At 59.2% G+C, this 267-nt stretch carries 1 protein-coding gene; it reads right to left on the reverse strand.

The features are described from left to right. The coding region (locus ACVA58_RS28185; RefSeq protein ID WP_446513537.1) for a DUF746 domain-containing protein at positions 1–267 on the reverse strand (267 nt) is incomplete at its 3' end.

Below are 267 nucleotides of genomic sequence, written 5' to 3' on the forward strand. Positions count from 1 at the left end.
GACTTCAAAGCGCCATGCGGATTCCGCTCGTCCGACACGAACGACAAAGCCGTCGGCAGATAAGTACGAAAACCCATCACCCCGCTTCAACCAAGCTCGCGCCAGCCATCCACCGCGCTTTGTGGCACGGTTGCGCAACGCTGCAGGTTCTCCGGTCGGCAAGCCAAGTCGGACCCTTGATTCCATTCCTCCGTTCGGGTCGATTCGCAATAGCCATTGCCGCCACGTCCTTATCCACCCTTGCAGACTATCCGCAGAAACGCCCAG

This window comes from Photobacterium sp. DNB22_13_2 (assembly GCF_052873915.1).